Raw genomic sequence first — 24,686 nt, forward strand, 5'->3', positions numbered from 1 at the left:
TGCCATGACGATACTGGAAATAGAAGCGTCGCCAGAAGAGCAGACGGCGCAGGACATAGAGATTAACGCTCTGGGAGCTGCAAAGGCGTATTTAACGTTAGGCGACGGCCTGGCGGCGGCGGCCGACGCGCTGTCCGTCCCCGTTGCCCGCTGGGAGTGGCAGTCGCTGGCGCAAACGCTGACGCCTGATGCTCCCGTCGACGCCTGGTTTGAGCTGGCCGCTAGAGCGCTCGGCGTGGAGGTATTGCCCTGCGAGCCGGAGCATCAGCCGGTGAAGGGCGGTGTATATCTGCTTCAGGCTCGGGACGGATGGGGCGTTTTAACCGCCGATCGTCACCTGTCTCCAGCGCCCTTTTCTGAACTGGCCCAGCGCCGCAAAGCCTGGCGAGTCGTTGTGCGCGATGGCGCACAGCGGCTGAGCTGGCGTGCGCTGTTTCGCTTGGGCGAGCAGGAAGGAAAGACGGTCAGCCGCCTGCTGTGGTCGACCCTGATTATCAACCTGCTGGCGATAGTGATGCCGCTGTATCTGAACGCCGTTTACGACAGGATAATTCCCGGCCATGCAGATTCATCGCTGTGGACGCTGTCCGCCGCGGTGGTGCTGGCGCTGCTGGTAGAGTACGTCTTTCGCGTCGAGCGCGTTAAAACCGGCGGGCGATTTTTATCGTCGATGCAGCAGCGTCTTGAACCCGCCTTGATAAAGGACCTGATTCATACCGTACCGTCGCAGGATAACAAATGGGGGCGCGGCGTTCTGGAGGCGATGAACAACTGGAACCGCTTCAGGATGCAGTGTCTGGGGCTGTTTTCCAGCTCGGCATTGGATTTGGCGTTCAGCGTGCTCTACTTTGTGGTGATTGCCGCTATCGCCGGTTGGCTGGTGCTGGTGCCTCTATTTATCTTTATTTGCGCCATCGTGCGGGTCGTGCTTTTTTATCTGGAAACCGAAAGGCTGCCCAGCCACGGCGCGCAGGTGCCGTTTTCCACCGGAACGCTTGATAACTACCGGGCGACCGTGGCCTATAAGGCCGCGACGCTGCAGTTTTTGCGCGCCAACGAGAAGGCGCAGCAGGCGGAACAAAACCGCTTTATTCTTCAGAACCGGTGCAGCGCCTCGCTGATGGCGCTGATGAACTTCCAGACCGTATTGGCGGTTATCTGCGCGTTTTATCTGGTGCAGAGCGGCGGCATGTCACCGGCCGGGCTGTTTGTTACCGTGGTTATCGCCGGGCGGCTGGGTCAGCCAATTTTCTCCTTAATGCAGCTGCTTCCCAGCCTGCAAAAAATGCGTCGTTCGATGGCTGAAATCAATCAGCTGGTTGAGGAACAGCACAAGCAGGACAGCGAAGAGCCGGTGGGGTACCACGGCCCTAACGGCGGATGGAGCGCGTCGCAGCTGGACTTTAACTACCATCCTTCCCTGCCCTGCATTAACCGAATAAACCTGCACATATCACCGAAAGAGCGCGTGGCGATCGTCGGCGGCGCCGGAGCGGGGAAAAGCACGCTGCTTAAGCTTATGTTGGGGATCCTGATGCCCAACGGCGGGCACGTTACCTGGGACGGCATGCTGCTCTCGGCCCGCAGCGCGGATGCCGTTCGCCGTGGCGTTCACTACGCCTGGCAGGACGGTGACGTGATTGGTGAGACGGTGTTTGACTACCTTTCTCTTGATAACCCGCTGCCCGAGAGTGCGGAAGAAATTCTGTCCGTGCTGAAGAAAGCCAACTTAACTGGATTAATGCCTTTTTTAAACCAGGGGCTAAACAGCCGGTGGCAGAGTCTGGCCGTTCCTCTGACCTCACTGCAAAAGCAGCAGCTGGCGTTGGCGCGTCTGCTGCTGTCCAAGCGTTCTTGCTGCATTTTGGATAACCCGTCCGCCCATCTCGATCCTGCGTCGGAGTCCGTGCTGATTGAGCACTTAAAGCAGCGGGCCGATGCCGGAGAGGGGATGATTATCGCGACCGACAGGGCAAACCTGGTGGCGCTGGTGGATAGGATTGTGATGCTCAGCGGCGGCAGCGTGGTTTTTGACGGCAATAAAGAGGATTTCAGCCGCTTCCTGGCATCGCGTAGAGAAGGTGAATAAAGACGGTTCTATCGTTTTGCTTGGATTTTAACACCACCCTTTAGCCGCTTTCATCAAGCGGCTTTTTTATTCCTCCTTCATTCCCTGATGGTTTGATTTATAGGCATTCTGGTGGCGCCGTAGCGCTATTATTGAGGTAAGAGGAAAGCTGCTTTCCTTCTTCCGCTCCGGAGTCTCTATGCGCCGTTGGAAGAGATGCCTCGCCTGAATATAATAGTAAAATACAATAATTAACGCTGCATTATTATGGATATAGCAGTGTTTTAAATCTCTTTGAATTTTATTCCCTATAGGAAATGGATTTTCCTATAGGGAAACTGAAGTTTTTATATTTGGTTTGATTTCTTTTTGTGTCAATTTTTAAACGCCTCTACGAGGTTATAGATATTATTTGAAAGGAGATTAGGCGTTAATCTCGTATTTTACTGATAGATAATGTTTTTTATAGCAGTCACTTCCTTGGGTTGAAAACATAATTTATAGTAAATTTCAGGCTTAATAACCTGTAAAATTACATAAAATTAGTTAAATGTACTTTACCTATGATTTTTGTCTATTAAGGTTTATTATTTGTTTTTTATTAATATAATCGCGGCTTCCCTGTTGGTTATTAAAGATAACCGGTTTGTTATTCAGCGTTAAAAGAATGTCGTTCATAGTGTGAATTGATCGTCACGCCTTAGGTTCTGGTAGTATCGTTATTTCCTGATGTGTATTCAATTCATGAGGCTATAGGGTTTTATATGCTTTATCTAATAAATAAAAATATTGTCTTCAATACGGAAGATAGAACTCTGGCAATGCTGCAGGATGAAATGTCTGTGGTTGTCTTATCCAATTCGTCTAATCGTTTATTGTACGAACTTTTATATGACTATGGGCAGACGGTTTCCAGAGATACACTTTTTCAAAACGTTTGGGATAAGCACGGGCTGGTTTCTTCAAATAGTAACTTAAACCACTATATTAGCCAGTTAAGAAAAAGCCTCACTTCTTTTGGCTTAAACGACAAGGTTATCATTACCGTTCCGAAGGTCGGCTTTCGGTTTAGCGATACGATACCGGTCGTTCTCATCAGCGAAGAGGGCGACTCGCCCAGAGCCAAGGAGGATGAGCCGTCAACGTATTCCGTAGATAGGGAAATCGATAAGCTGGCATCCGAAATACTGACCAAAACGGCCGGCAGGGCTTCATCTGAAGATGAAGAGTCCGAGCAGCCGACGATATCGACCCCAGAGCCAGCGGTTATAAAGGTGGATAATGGGCGTCCACAACGGCTGTCTGGCGGCTCTAAGCGCTTTAGTTTTTTACTGCTTGCTTCGCTGATTTTTGCGCTGGCGCTGGGCGCTTACTACGTATGGAAGGGAGAAGTAAAAAGTAAAGATGCGATACTCTCATTTAAGCATGAGTGCCATGTTTATACTTTCTCTCAGCGGCAGGCGAGCCCCGGTAGCTTAAGGAAAGAGATTGAGCTGTTGATGAAAAACAGGGACATTCTCTGTGCCGATGGGCAGTTTATTATGATGAACGTCAACGCCGAATCCTCTGCGTCGCTGTGTTCGATAATGGACGATCGGATGTTTTACTGTGAGAAGATCAGATCGTAGGCCGTTCGAACCGTAGGCCCTTCGGTGGGCATAAAATAGGGTAAGCCGTCCACCGAAGGTGATAGCGCCTTTGAGCCAAGGGGCGTTCCGATTAACGGTTGGCCTCAAATTCCGTTCGATTCCATAGGCCAAAGTAGAGGATCTCGCTCCATTCTGAAACGCCTATCGGATAGTCGAAACGGGAGTGATCGTAGCTTTCGTTAAGCTGTAACCCAAAGAATGCGTCCAGCACAGAGCCATTTGGCCGCCGGGCCGCCTGTTTTAACAGCTCTGCTGCCTCTTCTACGTTTTCCGGTAGGGCATCTACGGCAGCGCCGGCATGGCGACATTGTTCAATTTCAGCTTCAACGCAGGCGCGAAGCTTGCTCTCTTCACTTTCAGTCATGACGTCCAGCTCGATGGTTTCCAGAAGAAGGTAGCCGTCGCGATGCGCTTCAAGAAACGCGAGCCCATCTTTTATCTCTTCAGCCAGATAGGGGGCATCGGTAACTGCCGCGTTCAGAACGGTAAAAAATTTCTTTAGCCGCGCAAAGCCGGCGTCAAAGCCGCTGCTGATGGCATAAAGGCGGGGCTTTTCGCCGTCGCCGTCTTCTTCAGCGGCAAAGCCGTCGGATATCAGAGACGAGCACATCGTTGGATTGCCTGACATCAGCACGCGGTAGGAAAAGGGAACGCAGTATGCCCATTCGGAAAGCCCTGAGATGGTTTCCGGACGGTCGGCATAGGCGGAGGGCCGATTGCTGAGGCTGTAGAGGTAGGAACGGTTTGCCATCGCTGACTCCTTTGCGCTGGCTTCCCCGAGGCCGACTGCGGCGACGGGGCTGTTTCAATAAGCGACAAGGCTGATTCTGGCAATATGAACGTATTAGTATTTTTCAGGCAAATGGTTGATCTTCATAAGTACGCCCCGCTTTATCTCTATATGTCCTCCCTTTTTCAGATCGCCCAATATTTTCATTATTCCGCTTCGTGAAAGCAGCGTTCTTTCCTGAATGTAGTCACAGGCATTGGTGGACAGGCGAATGTCATCGTTCTCCTTCATCAGCTCTATGAGGTTGTTACGTATAAGGCTATAGGTAGGAACGCCGACAGAGACAAAATGATATTCGAGGAATCTGTGTGCAACGTGCATATAGGCGTAGCTTATGCTTTCCCACATGTTGTTTTTTATCACTTTTTCTTTTAAAAGCTCGCGCGGCACGATCTCATATCGGATGGCCTGACGGGCCTGCAGGTAGAAATCGTTATTCTCTTTCTCCAGGAAGTTTAAGCCTACGATGACCGGAGCCTTTATATTTAAAATAAGTAGGTTATCGCTGGTGCGATAAACGCCGGCGGACCCCTCATGAAGAATAAAGCTCATTGGCTCAACGTATTGCTGCAGGGAGATTATCTGGCGCTCCCTGCCGTGTTGAATACGATCGCTATCTGAAACGGCGTCTATGAGTTTAACGAGATGTTCTGTAGGTTTCATTGGTTCGTTGCCAGAGTGAGTTTTTTTAAGTTTACCAAAGTCTATTAGAAGGCGTTAATTTGTGGTTATTGTAAAATGTTGTCTTTATCCTTTTAACTTCAACTAGATGAGTTGCTGCTTATAAATAAATTAGTCTTTTTTGAGGATGTGGGGTGAGGGTAGGATAGGGAAAAGCCTTGGGATATTTTTAGGGGGAAGGAGGTCAGGGCCGGGCGACCTGAACATTTCCATATTAGAACGCTACGTTAAGCCGCCGGGCGCTCCCCACTATGCCTTTGTGAGTTACGATGGCTGCTCTAATGAGCTCCGCAGCACCTCTGCACCATAGCGATAATGACCTGAAACAGCTCGTCTTTTGCCTGCTGCTCCGTAATAACGCCGTTCACCACGGCCCAGGAGAGCCCTTCGGCGGAGCCTATCATGGCGCGGATCGCTGCGTCGCTGAGGGGCCGATCGCAGAATGGCGCAAACAGACTGCGGCATTTTTCGGTAAAAGCGGCGGCATAATCCCGCCTGATTTGTTCAAGCTCGGGAGTTCCGGCAAGCGCCGCCATCACGCTGGGCATTTCGCGCCCCTGAAGCAGCACGCACTCGATGTATGCGTCGGCAATAACCGAGGCCAGCTTATCAAGCACCGGCTCCGTTTTACGGATAAGGTCGTCCATCAGCCTCGTTTGGCGACGATCAAATTCTTTATATAGCGTGGCAAAAAGCCCGGAACGGCTAATGAAATGGTCGTAAACCACGGGCTTGGTGACGCCCGCCCGCTTTGCCAGATGTCCTAGGGTCAGGGCCTCGGTTCCTTCTTCGCGGATAATTTGCCATGCGGTTTCCACCAGCTGTATGTGGCGCTCTTCTCTTGATAAACGTTGCCGCGTGAGTGAGTTAGGCATCGCAAGCATTCTCCTGTTGACATGGCTATGTACCAAAGGTAACTTACTAATGGTAAGTTACCTTTGGTACATATTAGACTAAGTATGATACCGTTTTATAGCAACAGGGAGTATCTGAAATGCATGCGCTGATCGTTGTTTCTCACCCTATTAATACCTCACTTACCCACGGCTCCGCCGACGCCATTGCGCGCGGGATTGCTGAAGTAAACCCGGATAATACGTCTGAGATAGTGGACCTCACGCAGGAAGGCTTTAATCCGGTTTTTTCTGCGGCAGACATGGCGGCTTTTCAGCTGACGGGGGCAATACCGCCCGACGTCGCGGCGGAACAGGCCCGCATTGACAGTGCGGATGCGCTGGTGCTGGTGTTTCCGGTTTACTGGTGGTCAATGCCGGGAATAATGAAAGGCTGGATCGATCGCGTATTTTCAAACGGCTGGGCTTATGAAGAAACCGCTGACGGCAACGTTGTGAAGAAGCTGGGGCGCCTGCCGGTACACCTTGTTGCGCTGGGCGCCGCCGGGCAAAGAACGTACGAGAAGCACGGATTCTCCGACGCCTTTAACGCGCAAATCGCCCATGGGATTTTTGATTACTGCGGCGCGCGGGTGGTGACCTCCGAGATGCTGCTGATGCCGGAGCTGGGGACGCCGGAGGCCTGCCTTGAGGCGGCGTTTGAGATTGGGCGGGGGATTTTTACGAGTGAAAATGGGGGAACTGAAAGCCTGTAGGGCGTTTCACAACCGTTTGGACGAATCGCCTGCGCCAAGCGCTGAGTTACGGAAAACGATGCAGACTTTGGCGCCGTGGGAGCGGGAGAAGTAACATTCGCATTTGAATTTCTTTGCGCCCCGTTCTGTTAGAACGGGGCGTTGGGGTATGAAGAAGTTTCTTTGATTCGCTATTTCAACTCTAAGAAGTTGTCATATTTACTGTAATGATTAAGCGCCTGAATGATTTCTTCATGGCTAGCGTCGGCCTTTTGTCTAATTGCTACGCTCACTACGTCCTGAATTAGCCCGCAGGAACACATATATTGCAGACCGCGCTGACGGACGGATTTAGGGTAGATTTCGTTGTCATGGTCATCAATTCCAACGCCTGCGGCAATAAAGAAGCTGGCGTTGGAACAAAAGTCATCATCGTTTGCTGAATACACCGCATAATCTGTATTGCTTTCTACCTCTGCCTTAACGCAGTCAATCAGATCTTCTATGGCATAAAATGTATCTAGTCTAAAGATCTTCAGACTCGGTTGGCCGTCATGCTGAAATTCCACCGTCGCTCCCAGCGCCTGTAACTCTTCCTCCGTGTCGCGCAGCTGGATGCGATAGCCTTCCGCCACGGTAATCTTTGGTTGAGCGGCTAAAGCCAGCGCCTGCGGCAGTGGGAGATTCAGCATCTTTTTTAGAAACTGAATAACCTTGAGCTTCTGTTCTCCAATCGCCGTAATGACGAGGCTGCCGCGCTGCCAATCCAGCGGGTTAAGCGGTTTGGATGCAGTATCCTCGGCAGGTTCACGAGCCAGCCGGTTTTCACATACTTCGTTCCAGAATTTTGTTTGTAGATAGGGCTGCGAGCGGATATGGCTCAGGGCGGCTTCGTCATCCTCACTGCAGTCTCGCAGAGCGGCCAACAGGTTGGAAAATTCTTGCAGGCTGGAGGCGATATGTTCGGCGTCCCAGCGGCCTGCGCCGTGTGGTGCATAATAAACCGGGTAGCCCTGTGTGACCTCGTTCAGATCGATGAAAAAGGGATCGTCGAAATAGTTAAGCGCTACGACGTACCAGCCAGGTTGCCACTCGCCGGGCGTACTGGCGACCAGACTCGCTCCGGATACGCCGTCGTAACGAAAACCGCTTTGCCACTCTTCCCACTGCTCGGGCCGTGGATACTTGAAAGGCAGAACCATATCACCGGGAACGATGGCGGCTTCGAGGAATGAACGTATGGCGTTATCGGGGGATATGTTGTTCATGGCTGTTATTCTGGGTGCTCTTAATTAAGATATCTAAAGCTTGTCCGACCATTCGTTATACGTTTTTAAAATGACTTCTGCAGGCATTAATTGACATCTACCAGTACGGAAAACTTCAATAACGCATCGTTAACGATTGTTTCATCCAACGTCTCAACAAACCGAGCATTACGGGTATTAAGATCGATCATGCGGGCCTGATTCAGCAGCGCTACGCCCTGTGTTTTACTGCCGGAGCCGGAAAGCGAAACGGTAAACCCGGCGTTGCGGGCAAAGTTGCCTCCTTGGGTGATAGGCGCAACAAACGTCATGCCCAGATCGTTAAACAACTTTTTAGTCAGTATCAACGCCGGACGAGCATCCCGCTGCTCACTGCCGATTGACGGGTTAAAGTCGACCATCACGATATCACCGCGCTGCCATCCCTGCTTGCGCTTTACCATATTTCATTCCCCACCGGTGCATCCTTACCCCATACTTCCTCTTCACTGATGGCGGGAGCGTTGGGGTCGCACTGTGCAACCAGCTCTTCCAGCGTATAGCGTGGACGTACCGGTGTCAGGATCAACGTGCCGTCTCGAATTTCTGCGTCCAACGATTGACCGACAGTCACGCCTAGCTGTTTTAGAAGCAGGGCTGGCAGTATAACGCCATTGCTGTTGCCCCACCGTTTGATCGTTATACTCATAGATGCTCCTACGTTGTTTATACAAAGTATAACTTTGGGCGGTTTTTTTTCAATGGCGAGGAATGGCATCAATCTGTAATTCTCCATGTTTGATTTTTTCTGACTTGGGCGTGATATGTTCGGCTGATGGTAATGCTAAGTGATTTTATGGAGGAGTATTTAAGTTGCTCTTTTTTCTTTTCTGCGAGTTGCTTTCAGGAAAATCCTTCCGGCAGCGGCAGAAGAGGGGCTTATCGAGGTGTGCATCATGCGGCTTGTTCAGGATGTCTAAGCAACCAGAATTCTTAGTAGTGTTAATGTTGGCGTTTATTTGAAACTCTACAAACTAAGGATAATGGAAATGACGGATAAGGATTGGCACCCGGCTGATATTGTCGCCGGGCTAAAGAAGAAAGGAACAACGCTCGCCGCCGTTTCACGTCAGGCCGGGCTGGCGTCCTCCACGCTGGCAAATGCCCTCAATCGCCACTGGCCGAAAGGTGAAAGGTTGATTGCCGAAGCGCTGGGTATCGCACCGGAACAGATTTGGCCTTCTCGTTATCGAAAGCCGGGATATCGATAGGGTAGGGGAGTATGGGTTAGGTGTTGGGAGCCTGCTGTTTACAGGGAGCACTTAAGGTGGATTCACCAAAAAGCAAAAACCCGCCTTGTGGGCGGGTTCTTTAAATAGTGGTGCCCGGACTCGGAATCGAACCAAGGACACGGGGATTTTCAATCCCCTGCTCTACCGACTGAGCTATCCGGGCAACGGCGGGCATTAAACCCGATCCGGTTCGCTTCGTCAATGGTAAATCGTCAAAAGCGCGCTCGACTGCTTAACATTGCGGCGTTTTGCCGTTTAGTGCAGGAAACCACCCGCATCGCAGGCGGCTTTTGCCAAATCCTAAAGCCCTTCGGCCACGATTTTCGCAGCTGCGGCCAACACGTCCCTGCGGCTTTTAGCATCCTGCTTCGGCTGGGTGAAGTAGGTCACCAGAATCAGCGGAGCGCGGTTCTCCGGCCAGATAACGGCGATGTCGTTAGTGGTGCCGTAGTCGCCGCTGCCGGTTTTATCGCCCACGATCCACGCCTTCGGCAGGCCAGCGCGGATGCTTTCTCCGCCGGTAGTGTTGCCCTTCAGCCATTCGACAAGCTGGGCGCGCTGCGTTTCGCCAAGGGCATTACCTAGCGTCAGGTTACGCAGGCTTTCGGCCATCGCCAGCGGCGTGGTGGTGTCGCGCTCGTCGCCGGGAATGGCGGTATTGAGCGACGGTTCGGTACGGTCCAGACGGAAGGTTGTATCGTCGATAGAACGGGCGAAGGCGGTCACTTTATTCGGCCCGCCGAGGTGGGCGATAATTTTGTTCATCGCGACGTTATCGCTGTATTGAAGGGTTGCGGCACTAAGCTCCTCTAGCGTCATGCTCGAATTCACATGCTTTTCCGTGATGGGGTTCCAGTTAACCAGGTCCGCCTTTTTGATTTTTATCTTCTTGCTCAGTACGCCTTTATCCGTTTCGCTCTGCTTTAAAACGGCGGCAACTGCCATAACCTTGCTGGTGCTGCACATGGCGAAGCGTTCGTCTCCTCGATAAAGGACCCGCGAGTTATCCTCCGTATCGATAAGGGCGACGCCCAGTCGCCCGCCGGCGCTTTTTTCCAAATTGGCCAGCTTCTGCTGGATGCCGGCTGCGTCCGATGCTGCGCTTGCCCACAGGGGGGCGCAGCCCAAAAGTAGTGGTGCCACGGCGGCGGCCATCAGCGCCGTGCGGCGAAACGTATTTTTCATCACGTATAACTCCTTGAATGATTAATGTGTTGTAAAACGGTGGGACGCAAAAGAATATGTATTGCCAGAGGCGTTGCGGGCATCATTCCTTATTCTTACTCGGCCATAACTAAAAATAGAAAACAGGTATTCATTGTTATGAAAAATAAGGAAATTAAATAACGGATACGCACTGCCTCTTTTCATATTGCAGAACTATCCGCTTCTGTGCCTTAATTAACAAGCGAGAAGAATTTCCCCTAGCCTAAAGAAAATCTAATGGGTAATACGTTATGCGCTCTAATCTTCCTCTTAATGCGCTGCGCGCCTTTGAGGCGTCCGCCCGGCATTTGAGCTTTACGCGGGCCGCGCTGGAGCTTTACGTCACGCAGGCAGCCGTTAGCCAGCAGGTGCGAATGCTGGAGGACCGCCTCGGTATGACGCTCTTCAAGCGGTTGCCGAGAGGTCTGGAAATGACCGATGAGGCGCAGGCGCTGTTCGCCGTGCTGACCGACGTCTTCGGCCAGATTGACGCCGTCTTCAGGAAGTTTGAGGGCGGAGGGTATCGTGAAGTGCTCTCCGTGGCGGCGGTAGGCACCTTCGCCGTTGGCTGGCTTTTTCCCCGTATCGAAAAATTCAGGCAGGAGCACCCGTTTGTTGAGCTTAGGCTGCGCACCAACAATAACGTCGTCAATCTCGCTGCGGAAGGGCTGGACTTCGCCATCCGCTTTGGCGCCGGGACGTGGCCGTCAACCCATAACCAAATGCTGTTGAATGCGCCGCTGAGCGCGCTCTGTACGCCGGAAACGGCAGAGCGGCTCAGTTGCCCCGCCGATCTCCTTAAGGAGAATTTACTGCGATCCTATCGCGTTGAGGAGTGGGACAGCTGGTTTGCCGCCGCGGGCGTGGTAGCGGAAAGGGTTAACGGCCTGGTCTTTGACTCATCGCGCCTGATGGTTGAAACCGCCATTCATACCGGCGGTGTGGCGCTGGCGCCGCCCAGGATGTTTGCCCGCGAGCTGGAAACGGCGCAGATCGTTCGCCCGTTTGACGTAGAGATAGACGTGGGGAGCTACTGGTTAACGCACCTGAAATCGAAGCCGATGACGCCCGCCATGGAGATATTTCGCGACTGGATAAAGAAGGAAGTTGCTGCGTCGCATCAGTAAAAAGCGCCCGCGTCGCGGGCGCTGTCATCGATGGCGAAAAGCCCGTTAGGGTTTTACTACGTCAGTCACCCAGCTGTACAGCTGCCAGGTGCCGCCGGCGCTGATGGCTCTGCATGCGCCGGTGTCGTAAGACTGGCTTTTCTGGAATTTCTCGCCGTCCCATACCCATTCATCGTGCGACCAGCAGTCGCCAACGCCGCGCCCCTTCTGGCTAGACATCAGCACGCCGTTTCCATAGAACGTGATGTCGGTATTAATCAGCGTTGGCGTCGTTTTCAGCTCGCTGTCGACAAGCCAGTAGGCGTTGCCGTAGTTATAGGCCGCCATCCAGCACGCGCCTTTGATAAGCGAGTGCTCCTTATCTAACGCAATGATTCGCAGGTTTTCTTTGCTGGAAGCTTCGTCTTTGTTCGATGAGAAGCAGGAGTCTTCGTCGAGCAGGGTCTTGCTCAGCGTGGGCCACAGAGCTGCCAGCCTGTCCTGCGGGAACGGCTTTTCTTCGCTTTCGACGTAAACAGGCGCCGCAACGATTTTGGGCGGCGTAACGGCGGGCAGAACGCCGCTTTCGTCCTTATTGCCTTTTTTGATGAGCGCGCCAACGGTGCCCAGCCGCCCCTGATATTCGTCCATCTTCAATAACACGGCGTTAACGCCGCTGCTGGAAAGTTCTCGCGCCTTTGAGCCTTGATAAAACACGATGCGATAAGACTGGATCAACGCCTCAATGAGCTCAGGGACCTGTTTGGGCGTCAGAAGCCACTCGCCTTCTTTCCCTGGCGTAAGCGTAAATTTGGGCTTGTTGTAGATAACCATCGTGACGCTTTCGGCGCTCGCCGGCTGTTCGTCAAAGGTGCCGAAGGTGACGACGGCGCTCACCTCTTTTCCAGCGCCTGCTTCGCGCGTCAGCAGAACGGACACTTCGCCTTCTTCAACGCCGTACCCTGCCGCGCGGCAGGTGCGGGTATTGTCACAGGTCATTTCCCAGTCTTTATAGCTAAACGACATCCCTTCGGGTTGAGCTGCGAAGATAAAGGGGGTGAAAAGCAAAGTTAGCGTCAGTGCCAATAGGGTACGCATGATTATCTCCATATATAAGCGTTTATCGCCCCTAAGGGGCGATGCCGTAGTGTTTCAGATGTTCCTTGAATTCCTGCGCGTCCATAAAGCCGGTAACGCGCGCATCGACGATCTCTTTACCCTGCGCGTCGAAAAACAGAATACTGGGCAGCCCGAGCACGTTAAGCTGCTTTAACAGCTGCGCGTGGCGGTCTTCATTGGCGGTGACGTCCGCCTTAAGCAGCATCGCACGGGAAAGCGCTTGAACCACGTCGGGGTGGCTAAGGGTCTTTTTGTCCAGCTCTTTGCAGGTTACGCACCAGTCGGCATAGAGGTCAAGCATGACCGGCCTGCCGTTGGCCTGCACAAGCGCCTGCTGTAGCTCGTCAACGTCGGAAACGTAGGCATAGCCGCTTTGTGAAGGAGCCACTGAAGCCGTCGGCGCGCCGAAGGCCCAGTCTTGCAGGGGGCGGGCGCAAATAAACGCCGCCGCCAGCAGGATAATCTGTAAGACCCGCGCCCAGGCGGCATTAGCTTTAAGGCTTGTGATAAACGCCCAGGCGAAGAAGGCGACGCCGAGCGCGCTCCACATGCGAAGCCCCCAAACGTCGCCGACGACGCGCTCGAGCAGGAACACCGGCAGGGCTAGGATAACAAAGCCAAAGGCGACCTTAACGCTCTCCATCCACGGCCCGCTCTTGGGCAACAGCTGGTTGCCGAAGGTAGCGACCAGAATAAGGGGCAGGCCCATCCCCAAGGCATACAGGTACAGCGTACCGCCGCCGACCAGCAGGTCGCCGCTTTGGGCGATGTACAGCAGAATGGCCGTCAGCGGCGCGGTAGTGCAGGGCGAGCTGATAAGGCCCGCCAGCGCGCCCATCACGAAGACGCCGAAGGTTGAGCCTGACTTCTGGCCGTTGCTCCACTCGGTAAGCCGGGTTTGAACGGAGGAGGGCATCTGTAGCGTAAAGACGCCGAACATCGACAGCGCCAGCAAAATAAACAGCGCGGAAAGGCCAATTAGCACCGCCGGGTGCTGGAAGTAGGCCTGAAACTGCATGCCGGCGGCGGCAACCACGATGCCGAGCGCGGTATAGGTGACCGCCATGCCCTGAACGTAAACGAAGGCCAGAAAGAACGCGCGCTTAAGGCTCATGCGCTGCTTGCCGCCGAGGATCAGGCTGGAAATCAGCGGATACATGGGCAACACGCAGGGCGTCGCTGCGGCGACGATGCCGATAAGCAGCGCCCACAGCGGGGAGAACGGCAGTTCCTGCGTCTGGCTTTGCGGCGCACCGGTCGGCAGGTTAGCCTGAGCGGCGCTTGGCGCGGCCCGTTGCCCGCCTTCGGTCAGCGCGCTGAGCGGCACTTTACGGGTTTCCGGCGGATAGCAGAACCCCGCTTCGGCGCAGCCCTGATAGGTGACGGTAACGATGGCGTCGTTGCTGGACTGCGTCAGCGTCAGAGGGACTTCCAGCGCTTTGGTGTACACCAGCGTGTCGCCGTAAAAGTTATCGTGATGGGTTTGCGCCTGCGGCAGGGTGAACGGCGCCAGTTCGGCGCCCGTGGGCTCAATCTTTATCTGATGCTGGTAAAGGTAGTAGCCGGGAGCGATGTCCCACTTGAGCGTTAATTTCTGGCCGCTTTGCTGGAAATCAAAGGCGAACGCGCTGTCGACGCTGAGAAACTTGTTCTTACCGGACAGGCCGTCAAACGGAGAGGCCTGTACGCTAAAAGTGCTGAAAACAAACGCCAGCCAGAAGAGTGCAATCAGTTTAGAGAGCCGTTTAGCCATGATAAATAGTCTTTATTGCCGCCGCTGACGTCGATAGCCAGCAGCTCCGGTGTTTCGTAAGAGTGATTCTGTTTCAGCATGTCCATCAGCGCCTCCTGATGCTGCCGGTTGGTTTTTAGCAGCATCTGCACTTCGTATTCCTGCGCAAGCTTTCCCTGCCAGTGGTAGAGGGAGGTTGCGCCGGGCAGCAGCGTGACGCAGGCGGCGAGCTTTGCGTTCAGCGCTTTAGCCGCCAGCTCTTGCGCGCTGGCCTCATCGGGCGCGGTACAGAGGACGAGAACCGCACGGGCGGAAGGTGCTTCAGAACCATCTGATTTCATTATGTTTGCCTCGAGAGTGGGGGGAAACACATGACGCATGCGAAACACTATACCGGCAGAACGGGGGATTGTCAGTAAACGTAGGGAGAGAGTGGAAAGAAAACTGGGGGCGCATATAGCGCCCCCAGTGGGTTCCCAGAGACTTTTATTGATTACAGCACCATATTACCCACGATGAAGCCAAACAGTACCGACAGGCCGATGGCCACTACGCCGGGGATCAGGAAGGAGTGGTTGAACACGAACTTCCCGATGCGGGTTGAGCCGGTGTCGTCCATCTGTACGGCGGCCAGCAGGGTGGGGTAGGTTGGCAGCACGAACAGCGCCGATACCGCAGCGAAGGACGCTACAACGCCAACCGGTGATACGCCCAGTGCCAGCGCGGCGGGCAGCAGGGCTTTCGCCGTCGCGGCCTGAGAGTACAGGAGCGTTGCGGCGAAGAACAGAATGATAGCCAGCATCCAGGCGTGCTCTTGCAGCAGGCCGCCAGAGAACTCTTTGATCTCGTTGATGTGAGCCTGTACGAAAGTATCGCCTAACCACGCAACGCCCAGTACGCAGACGCAGGCGCTCATACCGGATTTGAACGTCGCGGCGTTCAGGATCTGGTTAGTGTCGATTTTACAGAAGATGCAGATAGCGGTAGCGATGGTCAGCATGAACGTCACGATAGCGTGGTCGCGACCAAGGAGCGGATCCTTAATCAACCCAACGGTGCTGCTGATGGCGGTGGCGTAGCCCATAACGGCGACGATGCCGATTAAGAACAGCACGACCGACAGCTTGGCGCCCGGTTTAATGACGATGTCGGCAACCTTGGCGTCGCTGACCAGGCCCTTGGCGAGGCGATCTTTGTACACCGGATCGTCCTTCAGCTCGCTGCCGAGGAAGTTGCTGACGATGGCGGTCAGCATCACGGCCACAAAGGTGGTTGGGATACAAATGCCCAGCAGGGTGAGGTAGCTAACGCCCACCGGCTCCAGAATGCCCGCGGTGAAGACTACGGCGGCGGAAATTGGAGACGCCGTAATCGCGATTTGCGACGCCACAACGGCGATAGACAGCGGACGAGAAGGACGAATGCCCTGACCCTTGGCCACTTCGGCGATAACCGGCATGGTGGAGAATGCGGTGTGGCCGGTACCCGCGAACAGCGTCATGACGTAGGTGACGACCGGGGCTAAGAACGTAATGTATTTGGGGTGTTTGCGCAGCAGCTTGGCCGCCAGGCTAACCAGATAGTCCATACCGCCGGCCACCTGCATGGCGGCAATCGCTGCGATAACGGACATGATGATTTGAATAACGTCGAAAGGAATGTTGCCGGGTTTGATTTGACAAAACAGCGTCAGCACCAGCACGCCAAGGCCACCTGCGTAGCCTATCGCAATACCACCCAAGCGGGAGCCCAGATATATCGCGAGCAGAACGATCACAAATTGCACTGCTAACATATTATTATTTCCTTGATTTAAGCGTGTTAAAAAAATGGGATAACACAAAATAAAGGGCTGACAGAAGCCAGCGGATAGTAAAAAGGCATGTTTTCAGTGCGATAACATGCCTTTTGTCTCCTATACCCGTGGTTGTTAACGTTGTCGCGTTTTTTGCCGTTTCGGCCGCCCAGGTCAAGCCTGGGCTTTACACCGTTGCCGCAGGCGGCAACTCAACATCTACAGGTTTGGTCTTATAGACCTTATGACTAGTCGTCGTAGCGCTTAGCCTTGTACTCAGGGTGCATCAGGTTCTTCACGGAGAAGATGTCGTCCAGCTGGGCTTCAGTCAGCAGGCCGCGCTCCAGAACAACTTCGCGCACGCTCTTACCGGTTTCGGCACAAATCTTACCGACGATGTCACCGTTGTGGTGGCCAATGAACGGGTTCAGATAGGTAACGATACCGATTGAGTTGAAGACAAACGCTTCACAGACTTCTTTGTTAGCGGTAATGCCGTCAACGCACTTCTCAACCAGGTTATGGCAGGCGTTAGACAGGATGCTGATAGACTCGAACATGGCTTGGCCGATAACGGGTTCCATTACGTTCAACTGCAGCTGGCCGGCTTCCGCCGCCATGGTGACGCAGGTGTCGTTACCGATGACTTTGAAGCAAACCTGGTTAACGACTTCAGGAACAACCGGGTTAACTTTAGCCGGCATGATGGAAGAACCGGCCTGCAGTTCAGGCAGGTTGATTTCGTTTAAGCCAGCGCGCGGGCCGGAGGACAGCAAACGAAGGTCGTTACAGATCTTGGACATCTTAACGGCCAGGCGCTTGAGCGCGCCGTGAACCATAACGTAAGCGCCGCAGTCAGAGGTCGCTTCGATCAGGTCTTCAGCCAGAACGCAGGCAAAGCCGGTGACTTCAGCCAGTTTTTTCACTGCCAGAGGAGAGTACTCTTTCGGCGTGTTCAGGCCGGTACCGATAGCGGTAGCGCCAAGGTTAACTTCCAGCAGCAGCTCAGCGGTGCGGTGGATGTTCTTCACTTCTTCTTTCAGCAGTACGCTAAACGCGTGGAATTCTTGACCCAGAGTCATCGGAACGGCGTCTTGCAGCTGAGTACGGCCCATTTTCAGGACTTCTTTAAACTCTTCCGCTTTGCGGTCGAAACCGGCGCGCAGCACTTCGATGGAGTCAACCAGCTTCATCAGAGAAGCGTAAACGGCGATGCGGAAACCGGTCGGGTAGGCGTCGTTGGTTGACTGGCACTTGTTGACGTGGTCGTTCGGGTTCAGGTATTGATATTCGCCTTTTTGGTGGCCCATCAGCTCCAGGCCGATGTTGGCGATAACTTCGTTGGTGTTCATGTTGACGGATGTACCGGCACCGCCTTGGTAAACGTCAACCGGGAACTGATCCATGCACTTGCCGTTTTTCAGAACTTCATCACAGGCTTGAATGATTGTGTCAGCGATTGCGCGAGGAATCGTTTTTAACTCCTTGTTCGCCATTGCCGCTGCTTTTTTCACCATTACCATGCCGCGAACAAACTCAGGAACGTCGCTGATTTTGCTGTTGCTGATATAAAAGTTTTCGATAGCACGCAGAGTGTGAACGCCGTAGTATGCTTCGGCAGGAACTTCGCGTGTGCCTAACAGGTCTTCTTCAATACGGATATTATTTGACATGTAAACCTTCTTTTTATACCAAGATGAATAAACAGTGAAAAACAAGCTACTAAAAAGACTTCTATCACAAAAGCGTTGTAGCTTTCGATGCCGAAGATCATAAGCTCCTTTTCACCAAAAGTATGAACCTAGATCAGATAATTGACATCATAAGAAATTTAAATGGCATAAACGTGATTTAAATCACACTAAATAGGTAGTTGGTGTTTTTGTCGTCATATGAGAATTTTAAAGATAACGTCACTGTATGATTGCCTTTATGGCAGGATATTAAACTGGAATATCGTTTTTTAATGATGGGTTAATAAAGGGTCTATGTGATGTTAAACGTTTGCCTACTTTCGGTAGGAAATCTTTAACATAAATACATAAAACATAATGATTTTATTGCATTAAGGAGCTCTCGTGCGTTGGTTTCCGCTTATTTTATTGTTCTTGCTGGTCTATATAGAGATTACGCTATTTATTAAAGTTTCCGATGTATTTGGCGTTGCGCTAACGTTAATACTGATTATCGCCACCTCATGCCTGGGCGTTTCTATGGTGCGTCAGCAGGGGCTTCGTACGCTAATTCAAATGCAAACCAAGCTGGCGCAGGGGGAAAATCCTGCGGCGGAAATGGTTAAAAGCGTTTCTTTATTTATTGCCGGCTTTCTTCTGCTTATCCCCGGCTTTTTTACCGACTTTCTCGGCCTGTTGCTGCTGCTGCCGCCGGTGCAAAAGCTGCTTACGCTGCGAATGATGCCCTATATTCACGTTTTTCGTCCGCCTTCCGGCTTTTCTGCCGGCGACGCCGGCGCAGGGTCTCAGGGCGGCTATACCGTAGAAGGCGAGTTTGAGCGGAAAAACGACGATAGCGATCGGCGTATTGACGACAAGAACGACAAATAGTCTGCTATGTTTGCGCGCAATTTGCCGCTAAACCGCGATATATCGCGCAGGCGTAAATTTTTTTTCATTTTCCCCCTTGAAGCCTTCGGTTCTGCCCCCATTATGAAATCCACAAGGCGGATAAAACGATTATCCGCTTAACCCTAAACCTGGTAAGGACTTTCTCAAAGGAGAGCTATCAATGAAAATTCGTCCATTACATGACCGCGTGATCGTCAAGCGTAAAGATGTAGAAACCAAATCAGCTGGCGGCATCGTATTGACCGGTTCCGCAGCGGGAAAATCTACTCGCGGTGAAGTACTGGCGGTCGGCAACGGTCGTATTTTAGAAAACGGCGAAGTAAAAGCCCTGGACGTAAAAGTCGGCGATATCGTTATTTTTAACGATGGTTACGGCGTTAAATCAGAAAAGATCGATAACGACGAAGTGCTGATCATGTCCGAGAGCGACATCCTGGCGATTGTTGAAGCGTAATTTAGAACGCTCTTTTTTTTGAACTGAATTAAAAGTTAAGGGATACCTAAAGATGGCAGCTAAAGACGTAAAATTTGGTAATGACGCTCGCACCAAGATGCTGCGCGGCGTGAATGTTCTGGCAGACGCGGTAAAAGTAACTCTGGGCCCGAAAGGCCGTAACGTAGTGTTGGATAAGTCTTTCGGCGCTCCGACCATTACGAAGGACGGCGTGTCCGTCGCCCGCGAAATCGAGCTGGACGACAAGTTTGAAAACATGGGCGCGCAGATGGTGAAGGAAGTTGCTTCCAAAGCCAACGACGCTGCCGGTGACGGTACGACAACCGCAACCGTGCTGGCTCAGTCCATCATCACCGAAGGCCTGAAAGCCGTTGCCGCCGGTATGAACCCGATGGATCTGAAGCGCGGTATCGACAAAGCCGTAGTGGCAGCCGTGGAAGAGCTGAAAAAGCTGTCCGTTCCGTGCTCTGACTCCAAGGCGATTGCTCAGGTCGGCACCATTTCCGCTAACTCCGACGCGACCGTAGGCGCACTGATCGCTGAAGCGATGGAGAAAGTAGGTAAAGAAGGCGTTATCACCGTTGAAGAAGGCACCGGCCTGGAAGACGAGCTGGACGTGGTAGAAGGCATGCAGTTCGATCGCGGCTACCTGTCACCTTACTTCATCAACAAGCCTGAAACCGGCGCCGTTGAGCTGGAAAGCCCGTTCATCCTGCTGGTAGACAAGAAGATCTCCAACATCCGCGAAATGCTGCCGGTGCTGGAAGCCGTTGCTAAAGCCGGCAAGCCTCTGGCTATCGTTGCTGAAGACGTTGAAGGCGAAGCGCTGGCTACGCTGGTGGTTAACACCATGCGCGGCATCGTTAAGGTTGCGGCCGTTAAGGCGCCGGGCTTCGGCGATCGTCGTAAGGCCATGCTGCAAGACATCGCTACTCTGACCGGCGGTACCGTAATTTCTGAAGAAATCGGTCTGGAGCTGGAAAAAGCGACTCTGGAAGATCTGGGTCAGGCCAAGCGCGTGGTTATCAATAAAGATACCACCACCATCATCGACGGCGTAGGTGAAGAAGACGCAATCAAAGGCCGCGTGGCTCAGATTCGTCAGCAAATCGAAGAAGCAACGTCTGACTACGATCGCGAAAAACTGCAAGAGCGCGTGGCCAAACTGGCCGGCGGCGTTGCCGTACTGAAAGTGGGTGCAGCGACCGAGATCGAAATGAAAGAGAAGAAAGCCCGCGTAGAAGACGCCCTGCAGGCGACTCGCGCAGCGGTTGAAGAAGGCGTTGTTGCCGGCGGCGGCGTTGCGCTGATTCGCGTAGCGGCCAAGATCACCGGCGTGAAGGGTGATAACGAAGATCAAAACGTGGGCGTTCGCGTAGCGCTGCGCGCGATGGAAGCGCCTCTGCGTCAAATCGTAGCTAACGCCGGTGAAGAGCCGTCCGTTGTTGCTAACAACGTGAAGGCGGGCGAAGGCAGCTACGGCTATAACGCTGCAACCGAGCAGTACGGCGATATGATCGAAATGGGCATCCTGGACCCGACCAAGGTTACCCGTTCTGCGCTGCAGTACGCGGCTTCTATCGCTGGCCTGATGATCACTACCGAGTGCATGGTTACCGACCTGCCGAAAGGCGACGCACCTGATTTAGGCGCTGCTGGCGGTATGGGCGGCATGGGTGGAATGGGCGGCATGATGTAATGTAGCGAAAGCTGCATAAATGCCGACGGCTTCTTGCATCATCGCGGGAGCCGCATCCAAAAAATAAAACGGGCAGGATAATCATCCTGCCCGTTTTTTTGTGCTTCGATGAAAGGCTGTCGCTACGAAGCGCGGCTTAGGCTTAGCGCCTCACAGTCCGTTGCGTCCCTTAAGTCCTGCAGATCGCGATCGCCGACTTCCGGCATAAGCAGCGCCGATATTAGGCCGATGCAGGAGTAAACGATAATCATGATGACGATCGGGTACCAACTTCCCGTCATCTGACAGAAAATACCCGCCAGCAGCGGCCCTAGGCCGGTAGCAAACAGGCCGCCGATCTCTTTGGAGATAGCCATCTGGGCAAAGCGATTCCTAGCGCCGAACATCTCCGCCATCGTAATGCCTTCAATCGCGGCCTGCCCCAGTACGGCGACGTTGTGAATTAAGATCAGACACAGCGTAATAGTGCCGACCGACTGCGCGCCGTCAACGACAACGGACAGCATGGGGTAAGCCAGAATGATGGAACCCAGCGTCAGTATAATGTAGGGGATCCGTCGCCCAAACCTGTCGGATAACCAGCCGGTGAGAGGGATAGTGATGAAACCGATGATTGAGCTTAGCATCATGGCATCGGTCGGAATGGCCTTATTAAACAGCAGCGTCTGTACTAGATAGCCAGCAAGGAAGGTCTGGATAATGCCCGAGTTGCCTGCCTGACCGAAGCGTAGGCCCGTTGCAATCCAGAACGATTTCCCTCTCAGCATCTGTAGAACCGGAGTGCTTTCCTGCTTTACCGCCGACGGCGCATTTTCACCGTGAACGCCTTCAAACACCGGGCTTTCTTTCAGGTTCATACGCAGCCAGATGGCGAAACCCATGACGATAAAGCTGGCCAGGAAGGGAATGCGCCAGGCCCAGGAAACGATGTCCTCGTTGCTGAAGGCGAAAAACATAAATGCCCAGATAGCCGTCGCGCTCAGCGTACCGCAGTTGGTGCCCATGGCGACCAGCGACGCGATAATGCCCTTTCTGCCCTCGGGGGCATACTCGGCCAGCATGGTGCTGGCGCCGGAGATTTCTGCGCCTGCGCCCAGCCCTTGAATGATGCGAAGCACGACCAGCAGTATCGGCGCCAGAATCCCGACCTGTTGATAGGTGGGGAGCGCCCCAATGAGCGTCGTACAAACCCCCATCAGGGCGATAGTGATAAACAGCACTTTTTTTCTTCCGACCCGGTCGCCCATCTTACCGAAGATGACTGCCCCGACGATGCGGGCGACGTAACCTGCGCCGTAGGTGCCCATTGCCAGTATTAGCGCCATTGCGCCGGACTGCTCGGGGAAAAACACCTCGTGAAAAACCAATGCGGCGCCGAGGGAATAAAGCTGAAAGTCCATAAATTCCAGCGTGGTGCCTAGCCATCCCGAGACGGAGGCCCGGATCAGGTCGGAAGCGCTTCTTTCATTTTTATTTGAAGATTGACTCATGTTTCCACCATCACATTAGCGAATTTTAGCGTCACGAAGCCTGCTCCTTATCCGTGACGATAAAGATTGTTAAAGTTAACCGTATGATTGGCCTGATGAATGTGTTATTCACATCCATCAGGCTTCGTTACGAATGGCCTACTATGAATTAAAAGGTGACCAGCACTTTTGAAGAGACGTTTTTATCGCTGGCCTTAATCAGCGCTTCTTCAATCTGGTGATAGTCGTACTCTGCAGAGATGATTGGGCGAGGATCGATAATGCCCTTTTCCAGCCACGCAACCGCGGTAGCGAACTCGTTGATGAAGCGGAACGAGCCTTTCCACGAAAGCTCTTTTGCCAGCATTTGAGCCACCGGGAACTGAACGGGGCTTGCGCCCATGCCGATTTGCACAATAACGCCGTTAGGGCGGGTTGCGAAAACGGCGGATTCAACGGCGGCCTGTGCGCCGCTGGCCTCAAAAACCACGTCAAAATAGCCGCGATCCCGATAATAGCGCTCGGTTGATTCGGCATCACGCGGGTCGAAGCTTCCGTCAGCGCCCATTTCCAGCGCAATGCTTCTGCACCTTTCGCTGAGGTCCGAGGCGATAACCTCGGCTGCGCCCGCCGCTTTTGCCGCCGACATCGTCAACGCGCCGATAGGGCCGGCGCCGATAACCAGCACGCGCTTACCCACAATGCTGCCCGCGACGTTAACCGCATGGATGGCGACAGAGGTCGGTTCGGCGAACGCCATTATCCGCGCCGCGACGCTCTCATCGTAAGGGTGGCACTGGGCCTGAGAGACGCTAACGTACTGGGCGAACCCGCCGCCAACGTGCGGGTTAAACTGAGCGCTGCCCATAAACCGCATATTGGGACACTCGTTTTGTTTGCCTTCGAGGCAAAAGGCGCAGTGGTTACAGGGCTGGGACGGATTGACGGCGACCTTTTGGCCGACTTTGAGGGGCGATCCCTCTGGCGCCTGGTGGATCCGGCCAACAAATTCGTGGCCGATCGTCATAGGGTGCTTAATGACCGACAGGCCAGCACGACCTTCGTAATAGTAGTGAATGTCGGAGCCGCAGATGCCGCCGCACTCGACTTTGACGACGGTATCCTGCGGTGAGTAGGTGAGCGACTGCGGTTCGACTTTGACCGCCTTCTGGCCATGCATCATGCAGGCTTCGAACGTCAGGGTTTTTATTTCCATCTTGATATAACTCTCTTAACGTAAGCCGGGTTAACTGGAGATAGTCGGGAATGAGAGCGTTAAAGCACCGCCAGCCAGCCGCCGTCCACGTAAATTACCTGCCCATTGATATAGTCGGAGGCGCGCGATGATAAAAATACGGCGGTGCCGATAAGCTCTTCGGTCTTTCCCCAGCGCTTGGCCGGGTTGCTGTTTTTCACCCAGGCGTCAAACTCGACGTCTTTAATCAGCGCTTCGTTCATGTCTGTCAGGATATAGCCGGGGCCGATGGCGTTGGCCTGAATGTTGTGCTGTCCCCACTCGGCGGACATCGCACGGGTCAGCATCTTGATACCGCCCTTGGCCGCAGTGTAGGGCGCTACGGTCGGGCGGGCCTGCTCGCTGGTCAGTGAACAGATGTTAATGAACTTCCCGCCGGTGCCGCGCGCAATCATTCTTTTGGCCGCCTCGCGGGACACCAGAAACGAACCGGTAAGATGGATGTCTACCACCTTTTGCCAGTCTTTTAGCGCAAGCTCCACCATCGGCTGGCGGTGTTGAATGCCGGCGTTGTTGATAACGATATCTACCTGTACGCCGTCGCGGTCGAAGGCGTTAAAGGCGTCGACGATCTGCTCTTCTTTTGACACATCCAGTACGCAGCCTCGCGCTTGGTAGCCCTGACCGCGCAGCTGTGAAACGGCTTCATTGAGGGTGTCTTCCCTAATGTCGCTGAGGATAATCGACGCGCCGGCAGAGGCCAGGCCTTGCGCATAAGCGAAGCCGAGCCCTCGCGCCGAACCGGTAATCAGGGCCGTTTTACCTTTTAAATTAAAGAGATTAAGAGCATCCATTGTGTATTACCTTTGCTTTGACTGTCGTAAATAAAACCAATTTCACGTGGTAATGTTGTATTACATCAACTTGTCATACAACACATAACTGGCAACAGTAATACCTTCTTGATATACTTCCAACAATATCGAATCTTCCTTTTTGTGATCTTGCTTG

The 24,686-nt window shown here is 53.4% G+C and carries 23 protein-coding genes, 1 tRNA gene and 1 pseudogene; 9 read left to right on the plus strand and 16 right to left on the minus strand.

The window, feature by feature from the left end:
* Positions 1-4 precede the first annotated feature (4 nt).
* The gene (locus tag G544_RS0115635; protein WP_027275472.1) at positions 5-2,089 is read left to right on the plus strand and encodes an ATP-binding cassette domain-containing protein; all 2,085 of its coding nucleotides are present in this window, start codon (positions 5-7) and stop codon (positions 2,087-2,089) included.
* Positions 2,090-2,889: 800 nt separating this feature from the next.
* Positions 2,890-3,696 (plus strand): transcriptional regulator, encoded by an 807-nt coding sequence (locus G544_RS21415; protein WP_051155792.1) that lies wholly within the window; start codon positions 2,890-2,892, stop codon positions 3,694-3,696.
* Between the two features lie 91 nt (positions 3,697-3,787).
* On the opposite strand, the gene G544_RS0115650 is transcribed toward G544_RS21415, so the two are convergent.
* The 3 genes from G544_RS0115650 to G544_RS0115660 form a co-directional block, all read right to left on the minus strand.
* Positions 3,788-4,468, minus strand: coding sequence for a DUF7822 domain-containing protein (locus tag G544_RS0115650; protein WP_027275473.1), 681 nt, complete (start codon positions 4,466-4,468; stop codon positions 3,788-3,790).
* 93 nt (positions 4,469-4,561) lie between these two features.
* Positions 4,562-5,170 carry a helix-turn-helix domain-containing protein gene (locus G544_RS0115655; RefSeq protein WP_027275474.1) on the minus strand — a complete coding sequence of 203 codons (609 nt, stop codon included), beginning with the start codon at positions 5,168-5,170 and terminating at the stop codon, positions 4,562-4,564.
* 296 nt (positions 5,171-5,466) lie between these two features.
* Positions 5,467-6,063: a TetR/AcrR family transcriptional regulator gene (locus G544_RS0115660; RefSeq protein ID WP_027275475.1), complete on the minus strand. Its 597-nt coding sequence runs from the start codon at positions 6,061-6,063 to the stop codon at positions 5,467-5,469.
* A gap of 119 nt (positions 6,064-6,182) precedes the next feature.
* Between G544_RS0115660 and G544_RS0115665 the strand changes: the two genes are divergently transcribed.
* Together G544_RS0115665 and G544_RS22750 are read left to right on the plus strand one after the other, a co-directional pair.
* Complete coding sequence (locus tag G544_RS0115665; RefSeq protein ID WP_027275476.1) at positions 6,183-6,797, plus strand: NAD(P)H-dependent oxidoreductase; 615 nt, start codon at positions 6,183-6,185, stop codon at positions 6,795-6,797.
* A 4-nt stretch (positions 6,798-6,801) separates the two neighbouring features.
* Positions 6,802-6,891: pseudogene (locus G544_RS22750) on the plus strand (DUF1778 domain-containing protein); the annotation flags it as partial.
* Between the two features lie 76 nt (positions 6,892-6,967).
* On the opposite strand, the gene G544_RS22410 reads toward G544_RS22750, so the two are convergent.
* The 3 genes from G544_RS22410 to G544_RS0115680 all read right to left on the minus strand — a co-directional run bounded on the left by G544_RS22410 (position 6,968) and on the right by G544_RS0115680 (position 8,732).
* On the minus strand, positions 6,968-8,044 hold the full coding sequence (locus tag G544_RS22410) for a DUF7716 domain-containing protein (RefSeq protein ID WP_051155793.1): 1,077 nt from the start codon (positions 8,042-8,044) through the stop codon (positions 6,968-6,970).
* Positions 8,045-8,130: 86 nt separating this feature from the next.
* Entirely contained in the window at positions 8,131-8,487 is a 357-nt protein-coding gene (locus G544_RS0115675) for a type II toxin-antitoxin system ChpB family toxin (protein WP_027275477.1), read from the minus strand.
* Positions 8,481-8,732 carry an AbrB/MazE/SpoVT family DNA-binding domain-containing protein gene (locus G544_RS0115680; protein ID WP_027275478.1) on the minus strand — a complete coding sequence of 84 codons (252 nt, stop codon included), beginning with the start codon at positions 8,730-8,732 and terminating at the stop codon, positions 8,481-8,483. The genes G544_RS0115675 and G544_RS0115680 overlap by 7 nt, the downstream gene beginning before the upstream one ends.
* 340 nt (positions 8,733-9,072) lie before the next feature.
* Between G544_RS0115680 and G544_RS0115685 the strand changes: the two genes are divergently transcribed.
* Positions 9,073-9,294, plus strand: coding sequence for a helix-turn-helix domain-containing protein (locus G544_RS0115685; protein WP_027275479.1), 222 nt, complete (start codon positions 9,073-9,075; stop codon positions 9,292-9,294).
* 108 nt (positions 9,295-9,402) lie between these two features.
* On the opposite strand, the gene G544_RS0115690 is transcribed toward G544_RS0115685, so the two are convergent.
* A tRNA-Phe gene (locus G544_RS0115690) sits at positions 9,403-9,478 on the minus strand.
* Between the two features lie 137 nt (positions 9,479-9,615).
* Positions 9,616-10,500, minus strand: a complete 885-nt coding sequence (gene bla, locus G544_RS0115695) for a class A beta-lactamase (protein ID WP_071783408.1) — start codon at positions 10,498-10,500, stop codon at positions 9,616-9,618.
* Positions 10,501-10,772: 272 nt separating this feature from the next.
* Here bla and G544_RS0115700 point away from each other — a divergent pair, with 272 nt between their 5' ends.
* A complete protein-coding gene (locus G544_RS0115700; protein WP_027275481.1) occupies positions 10,773-11,648 on the plus strand; it encodes a LysR family transcriptional regulator in 876 nt (291 codons plus the stop codon).
* Positions 11,649-11,693: 45 nt separating this feature from the next.
* On the opposite strand, the gene G544_RS0115705 is transcribed toward G544_RS0115700, so the two are convergent.
* From G544_RS0115705 to aspA, 5 genes are all read right to left on the minus strand, one after another.
* Positions 11,694-12,725: a DUF1176 domain-containing protein gene (locus tag G544_RS0115705; RefSeq protein ID WP_027275482.1), complete on the minus strand. Its 1,032-nt coding sequence runs from the start codon at positions 12,723-12,725 to the stop codon at positions 11,694-11,696.
* 31 nt (positions 12,726-12,756) lie between these two features.
* Complete coding sequence (locus G544_RS0115710) at positions 12,757-14,499, minus strand: protein-disulfide reductase DsbD (protein ID WP_027275483.1); 1,743 nt, start codon at positions 14,497-14,499, stop codon at positions 12,757-12,759.
* Positions 14,475-14,819: a divalent cation tolerance protein CutA gene (gene cutA / locus G544_RS0115715; protein ID WP_036024293.1), complete on the minus strand. Its 345-nt coding sequence runs from the start codon at positions 14,817-14,819 to the stop codon at positions 14,475-14,477. Before cutA ends, G544_RS0115710 begins: the two co-directional genes overlap by 25 nt.
* Before the next feature lie 152 nt (positions 14,820-14,971).
* Positions 14,972-16,273 (minus strand): anaerobic C4-dicarboxylate transporter, encoded by a 1,302-nt coding sequence (locus G544_RS0115720; protein WP_027275485.1) that lies wholly within the window; start codon positions 16,271-16,273, stop codon positions 14,972-14,974.
* A 248-nt stretch (positions 16,274-16,521) separates the two neighbouring features.
* Positions 16,522-17,946 carry an aspartate ammonia-lyase gene (aspA, locus tag G544_RS0115725; RefSeq protein ID WP_027275486.1) on the minus strand — a complete coding sequence of 475 codons (1,425 nt, stop codon included), beginning with the start codon at positions 17,944-17,946 and terminating at the stop codon, positions 16,522-16,524.
* 405 nt (positions 17,947-18,351) lie between these two features.
* On the opposite strand from aspA, the gene G544_RS0115730 reads away from it, so the two are divergent.
* The 3 genes from G544_RS0115730 to groL all read left to right on the plus strand — a co-directional run bounded on the left by G544_RS0115730 (position 18,352) and on the right by groL (position 21,011).
* Positions 18,352-18,837, plus strand: a complete 486-nt coding sequence (locus G544_RS0115730) for an FxsA family protein (protein ID WP_027275487.1) — start codon at positions 18,352-18,354, stop codon at positions 18,835-18,837.
* A 181-nt stretch (positions 18,838-19,018) separates the two neighbouring features.
* Entirely contained in the window at positions 19,019-19,312 is a 294-nt protein-coding gene (locus tag G544_RS0115735) for a co-chaperone GroES (protein WP_027275488.1), read from the plus strand.
* Positions 19,313-19,364: 52 nt separating this feature from the next.
* Positions 19,365-21,011: a chaperonin GroEL gene (gene groL, locus G544_RS0115740; RefSeq protein WP_027275489.1), complete on the plus strand. Its 1,647-nt coding sequence runs from the start codon at positions 19,365-19,367 to the stop codon at positions 21,009-21,011.
* A gap of 122 nt (positions 21,012-21,133) precedes the next feature.
* On the opposite strand, the gene G544_RS0115745 is transcribed toward groL, so the two are convergent.
* The 3 genes from G544_RS0115745 to G544_RS0115755 all read right to left on the minus strand — a co-directional run bounded on the left by G544_RS0115745 (position 21,134) and on the right by G544_RS0115755 (position 24,529).
* Positions 21,134-22,501: an MFS transporter gene (locus G544_RS0115745; RefSeq protein ID WP_027275490.1), complete on the minus strand. Its 1,368-nt coding sequence runs from the start codon at positions 22,499-22,501 to the stop codon at positions 21,134-21,136.
* Positions 22,502-22,649: 148 nt separating this feature from the next.
* Complete coding sequence (gene idnD, locus G544_RS0115750) at positions 22,650-23,696, minus strand: L-idonate 5-dehydrogenase (RefSeq protein WP_036024297.1); 1,047 nt, start codon at positions 23,694-23,696, stop codon at positions 22,650-22,652.
* Between the two features lie 59 nt (positions 23,697-23,755).
* Positions 23,756-24,529 (minus strand): SDR family oxidoreductase, encoded by a 774-nt coding sequence (locus G544_RS0115755; RefSeq protein WP_027275492.1) that lies wholly within the window; start codon positions 24,527-24,529, stop codon positions 23,756-23,758.
* Positions 24,530-24,686 lie beyond the last annotated feature (157 nt).

Source organism: Leminorella grimontii ATCC 33999 = DSM 5078, from assembly GCF_000439085.1.
Classification (GTDB): Bacteria; Pseudomonadota; Gammaproteobacteria; order Enterobacterales; family Enterobacteriaceae; genus Leminorella; species Leminorella grimontii.

Coding starts and splice junctions, on each gene's coding strand:
- G544_RS0115705 (WP_027275482.1), bottom strand. CDS start 12,725: ATGCGTACCCTATTGGCACTGACGCTAACTTTGCTTTTCACCCCCTTT.
- G544_RS0115660 (WP_027275475.1), bottom strand. CDS start 6,063: ATGCCTAACTCACTCACGCGGCAACGTTTATCAAGAGAAGAGCGCCAC.
- G544_RS0115675 (WP_027275477.1), bottom strand. CDS start 8,487: ATGGTAAAGCGCAAGCAGGGATGGCAGCGCGGTGATATCGTGATGGTC.
- idnD (WP_036024297.1), bottom strand. CDS start 23,696: ATGGAAATAAAAACCCTGACGTTCGAAGCCTGCATGATGCATGGCCAG.
- G544_RS0115720 (WP_027275485.1), bottom strand. CDS start 16,273: ATGTTAGCAGTGCAATTTGTGATCGTTCTGCTCGCGATATATCTGGGC.
- cutA (WP_036024293.1), bottom strand. CDS start 14,819: ATGAAATCAGATGGTTCTGAAGCACCTTCCGCCCGTGCGGTTCTCGTC.
- G544_RS0115655 (WP_027275474.1), bottom strand. CDS start 5,170: ATGAAACCTACAGAACATCTCGTTAAACTCATAGACGCCGTTTCAGAT.
- G544_RS0115635 (WP_027275472.1), top strand. CDS start 5: ATGACGATACTGGAAATAGAAGCGTCGCCAGAAGAGCAGACGGCGCAG.
- G544_RS0115735 (WP_027275488.1), top strand. CDS start 19,019: ATGAAAATTCGTCCATTACATGACCGCGTGATCGTCAAGCGTAAAGAT.
- G544_RS0115700 (WP_027275481.1), top strand. CDS start 10,773: ATGCGCTCTAATCTTCCTCTTAATGCGCTGCGCGCCTTTGAGGCGTCC.
- G544_RS0115680 (WP_027275478.1), bottom strand. CDS start 8,732: ATGAGTATAACGATCAAACGGTGGGGCAACAGCAATGGCGTTATACTG.
- G544_RS0115755 (WP_027275492.1), bottom strand. CDS start 24,529: ATGGATGCTCTTAATCTCTTTAATTTAAAAGGTAAAACGGCCCTGATT.
- G544_RS0115745 (WP_027275490.1), bottom strand. CDS start 22,501: ATGAGTCAATCTTCAAATAAAAATGAAAGAAGCGCTTCCGACCTGATC.
- G544_RS0115665 (WP_027275476.1), top strand. CDS start 6,183: ATGCATGCGCTGATCGTTGTTTCTCACCCTATTAATACCTCACTTACC.
- aspA (WP_027275486.1), bottom strand. CDS start 17,946: ATGTCAAATAATATCCGTATTGAAGAAGACCTGTTAGGCACACGCGAA.
- bla (WP_071783408.1), bottom strand. CDS start 10,500: ATGAAAAATACGTTTCGCCGCACGGCGCTGATGGCCGCCGCCGTGGCA.
- G544_RS0115685 (WP_027275479.1), top strand. CDS start 9,073: ATGACGGATAAGGATTGGCACCCGGCTGATATTGTCGCCGGGCTAAAG.
- G544_RS22410 (WP_051155793.1), bottom strand. CDS start 8,044: ATGAACAACATATCCCCCGATAACGCCATACGTTCATTCCTCGAAGCC.
- G544_RS0115710 (WP_027275483.1), bottom strand. CDS start 14,499: ATGGCTAAACGGCTCTCTAAACTGATTGCACTCTTCTGGCTGGCGTTT.
- groL (WP_027275489.1), top strand. CDS start 19,365: ATGGCAGCTAAAGACGTAAAATTTGGTAATGACGCTCGCACCAAGATG.
- G544_RS0115650 (WP_027275473.1), bottom strand. CDS start 4,468: ATGGCAAACCGTTCCTACCTCTACAGCCTCAGCAATCGGCCCTCCGCC.
- G544_RS21415 (WP_051155792.1), top strand. CDS start 2,890: ATGCTGCAGGATGAAATGTCTGTGGTTGTCTTATCCAATTCGTCTAAT.